Origin of the sequence: Endozoicomonas numazuensis (assembly GCF_000722635.1) — a bacterium.
GTDB lineage: Bacteria > Pseudomonadota > Gammaproteobacteria > Pseudomonadales > Endozoicomonadaceae > Endozoicomonas_A > Endozoicomonas_A numazuensis.
Genome location: NZ_JOKH01000003.1, coordinates 88,297 through 92,093 on the forward strand (window position 1 = coordinate 88,297; position 3,797 = coordinate 92,093).

Consider the following 3,797-nt stretch of genomic DNA (forward strand, 5'->3'; position numbering starts at 1 on the left):
CAGGCGTTATGTCGCAGCAACACATTCAAGCTTTTCTCTGTTGATTGGTCAGTTTTTTTCTGAGGGTTTTTCTGGCCTGGTGTTGTTGGCAAATTCAGAGAAAATATCTGTTGCAGGGTGCAACCATTGAAATCCAGCAGCTCTCAACTCTTGCAAGTCTGTTGTTTCTCAGTTCAGAGTTGTTTTCTGGTTCAGAGCCATCAGCTGAAAAAGCTGCAACAGTTTGCTCGGTGCAGTAGCATCAGTTAAGTGCAAATAAGCTCTATGTTGGGTCGTCAATACACTTATAAAACAGGTTTGGGGTTTGGTAACTGCTCATTTTTTGTAGGCAAAAGTGCCGATTTCAAGAATGGTGCCCCTGATTTTACTGGGCTATAGTCAATCGACTCTAAAGTTTACCTACAAAAAATGAGCAGTTACGGGGTTTGCTCAGTGCATATTCCCAGGCACAAGCGTTGGCAAGTCCGCCGCACCAATCACCATTGCCCGTGCGTCGGGGCTGCCAACATAACAAAAAAATCCAGCAGACCGCCTTCGGCGGCTGCTGGTTTGGGCGTTATGCCTCCAACAACAAAACCCAAACTGCCAACAATTAACATATCTGTTAGTTTTAATAACAATGCAATAAAACCAATTATATAGAAGGCTGTCTAACATTCATGAATTTATAAATTTTAATTAGGAGGCTTGCCATGAATGTAAGTAATGCTTACTGCTTTTCTGGTAGTGGTGACAGTTTTAATATAAAGGAAAAAAATATAACGGATGAATCATGTAATATCTGTATTGATGTTTTTTCCGCTGATCTAAAAATTGCAGAAACTCCATGCAAGCATTTATTTCACGTTGCTTGTCTTAAAGAATGGCTAAATACAAACATTGGATCGAGAAAAATTGAAACATGTCCAACTTGTAGATCACATATTGGAGCTATTACATCAGGTCTTAATAAGTTAGAAAGCGAAAGAAAAGATAATAATTCAGCTGCACAAAATATGCTACAAAGAGCAAAAGCAGACATTGAAAATATGTTACAAGGTAGAAGTCATGCTTCTGCCAAATATATTCTTGAGGATTTAGAGTTTGCTTCTCAGCATGGATTGTCTGCTGAATCATTACCATTAGGGGCCAAGGTTAAACTTGAGCGAGCAAAAACAGACATTGAAAATATGTTACAAGGTAGAAGTCATGCTTCTGCCAAATATATTCTTGAGGATTTAGAGTTTGCTTCTCAGCATGGATTATCTGCTGAATCATTACCATTAGAGGCCAAGGTTAAACTTGAGCGAGCAAAAACAGACATTCAAAATATGTTACAAGGTAGAAGTCATGCTTCTGCCAAATATATTCTTGAGGATTTAGAGTTTGCTTCTCAGTATGGTTATAGTGGCGAAGCGCAAATTTTAGTGGAAACAATGAATCAAAAAGAGGCATAACAAAAAATTCCAGGGGACAGCGCCTGCGGCGCTGCCCCTGAATTTGGCGTTAGCTTCCAAAAAAGGTAACTGCTCATTTTTTGTAGGCAAAAGTGCTGATGTCGAGAATGCCACCCTTGATTTTACTGGGCTGTAGCCAATCGCATCTAAATTTCGCCTACAAAAAATGAGCAGTTACCAAAAAAGTATGCTACTCAAATAATCCAAGAACGGCTATATTTACTGCTTTCTGGCATGCCACGTATATCTCTTGAAGATTAATGCGTATATCTTAAAAACAACAAGACTAAGCGAGAAATGTATGGCGAAGTTTTTAAATACAAGTGCAACAAACTACTATCTTGAAGAATTAATAAAAACAGCATCAGATCGCTTAATATTGATCAGTCCATTTTTGAAATTAAATGATAGAATCAAAGAGCTTTTAGAAGATAAAAATAGATTGAAGATTGATGTTAGGATTGTTTACGGAAAAAGTGAATTGCAACCAGAAGAAATAAATTGGTTAAAAGAACTCACATTTGTACGTACAAGCTTTTGTAAAAATCTTCATGCCAAATGCTATATAAATGAAGAGTCATGTATTATTACTAGTTTGAATTTGTATGAATTTAGCCAAGTAAACAATAATGAAATGGGCATGCATATTTCACGTAGTGAAGATTTTGAAATTTATAAAGATGCATATCGGTGTTTGTCAACAAAGTTGTCGCCTCCACCTTACGCCGCTTCTTTAACAAGTGGCTTAATACAAGCTTCTGATCGTTCAGGGTTTAACCAGACCTCATCCTGAAGTGACCAGTCCCGTGTTGATCGGCTACCCCATCTTTCAGGGTTTCTGGCTTTAGCCTGCTCCATCAGCTTCTCTCGCTGGCTCAGACACTTTTTAGCCTCACCATAGTGCCTTTGTGAAGGTGTGACGAACTTCAGGCTGCTATGCTTGTGCTCCTCGTTGTACCAGGTCACAAAACCTGACGACCACTCTCGTGCTTCCGTCAGGCAGCCAAAGGGTTTTGTTGGGTAATCAGGACGGTATTTCATGGTTCGGAACGTAGACTCTGAGAACGGGTTGTCATTGCTGACTCTTGGCCTGCTGAATGACGGCACAATGCCCAATCGTTGCAGGGTGGACAGCATGGTTGCACCCTTCATCGGACTGCCATTGTCTGAGTGCAGGACAAGCAGGTTATCCAGTTGGCCAATGTCATGTTTCAGGCAGGCTTTGCTTATCATCTCTGCAGCATGATCTGCAGACTCTGTTTCATGGATTTCCCATGCAACGATCATTCTGCTGAAAATATCTTCGACCATGTACAGGTAATAGAACTGCCCTTTGATATTTGAGCGAACGTAAGTGATATCCCAGGACCATACTTGATTCGGCCCTTTAGCTACATACGAGGTAGGTTTGCGCCCTCCAGAGGCATTAACCCGACCACGGCGGTGTTGCTGGCCTTTCGCCTTGAGAACTCGGTAATACGAAGATACAGAGGCAATGTAGCGGCCCTCATCCAACAAGGTTGGCACGATCTGACTGGGTGGCAGACTTTGAAAACGAGGCTCGTTACACGCCGCCAGAATGGCCTGACATTCAGACTCGGTAAGTTTGTTAGCCGGAGCAGGTCGGTTCGCTGTTTTTCTGCCATCCACTTTCACATTATCCTCCTGTTTCCATCGCTGAAAGGTGCGTACAGACAGTCCCAGAACCTGACAGGCAGCAAGCTGTCTGGCTCCTTGTTCCATTGTTTGTTCAATCAGGTTTACAGCATTTTTGCGATCTTGGAGGCTGATCAATCGTCCTCGCGCTCCCCCCAGATCGCGCGGGTCTTTTTTGCCAGTACCAGCAAGGCAGCGGTTTCAGCCAGAGCCTTGTCCTTGCGATTGAGTTCACGTTCAAGGTTCTTGATGATTTTCTTGTCTTGTTTGCGTTCTTCAGCAAGCAGTTTACGCTGTTCGGCAGCTTCAGCATTGGCTGTCAAACAGGCGGTTTTCCATTGTGCTATTTGCTCAGGAAACAAGCCTTTTTTCCGACAATATTCGGACAGTTCTGTTTCATTCAGAGCTGCAGTTTCAAGCACGACAGCAAACTTATCTTCTGAACGCCATTGTTCAGGATTCAGACCATCACCAGGCACAGGCACTCCTTGCGCTCTTGTCTTTTTCCGCCAAGTGTACAAGGTTGCCTCAGTGATACCAGTCTCTCGTGATAACTGGGCAACAGGTACATTATTGGGGGGCATCATTTTTTGAACGACGGATGCCTTAAACTCTTCTGAATAACGGGCCATTGATTACTCACTGACCGCCCCCTGTCTTAAATAGATAAATCAGAAGAGGCGACAACTATGCTGACACAGGGGG

The 3,797-nt window shown here is 42.6% G+C and carries 3 protein-coding genes; 2 read left to right on the forward strand and 1 reads right to left on the reverse strand.

What is annotated here, in order from left to right; translation table 11 throughout:
• Positions 1 to 692 precede the first annotated feature (692 nt).
• Both GZ78_RS13240 and GZ78_RS28330 read left to right on the forward strand, forming a co-directional pair.
• Positions 693 to 1,436, forward strand: a complete 744-nt coding sequence (locus tag GZ78_RS13240; RefSeq protein ID WP_034836920.1) for an RING finger protein — start codon at positions 693 to 695, stop codon at positions 1,434 to 1,436.
• A 301-nt stretch (positions 1,437 to 1,737) separates the two neighbouring features.
• Positions 1,738 to 2,229 carry a phospholipase D family protein gene (locus GZ78_RS28330; RefSeq protein ID WP_201772711.1) on the forward strand — a complete coding sequence of 164 codons (492 nt, stop codon included), beginning with the start codon at positions 1,738 to 1,740 and terminating at the stop codon, positions 2,227 to 2,229.
• On the opposite strand, the gene GZ78_RS13245 is transcribed toward GZ78_RS28330, so the two are convergent.
• Positions 2,157 to 3,724 (reverse strand): IS3 family transposase gene (locus tag GZ78_RS13245; RefSeq protein ID WP_236631550.1). Its coding sequence is split into 2 segments (ribosomal slippage): positions 2,157 to 3,262 and positions 3,262 to 3,724, totalling 1,569 coding nucleotides; the frame shifts between segments, so codons are not numbered across the junction. The two genes, GZ78_RS28330 and GZ78_RS13245, sit on opposite strands and share 73 nt — an antisense overlap.
• Between the last annotated feature and the right edge of the window lie 73 nt (positions 3,725 to 3,797).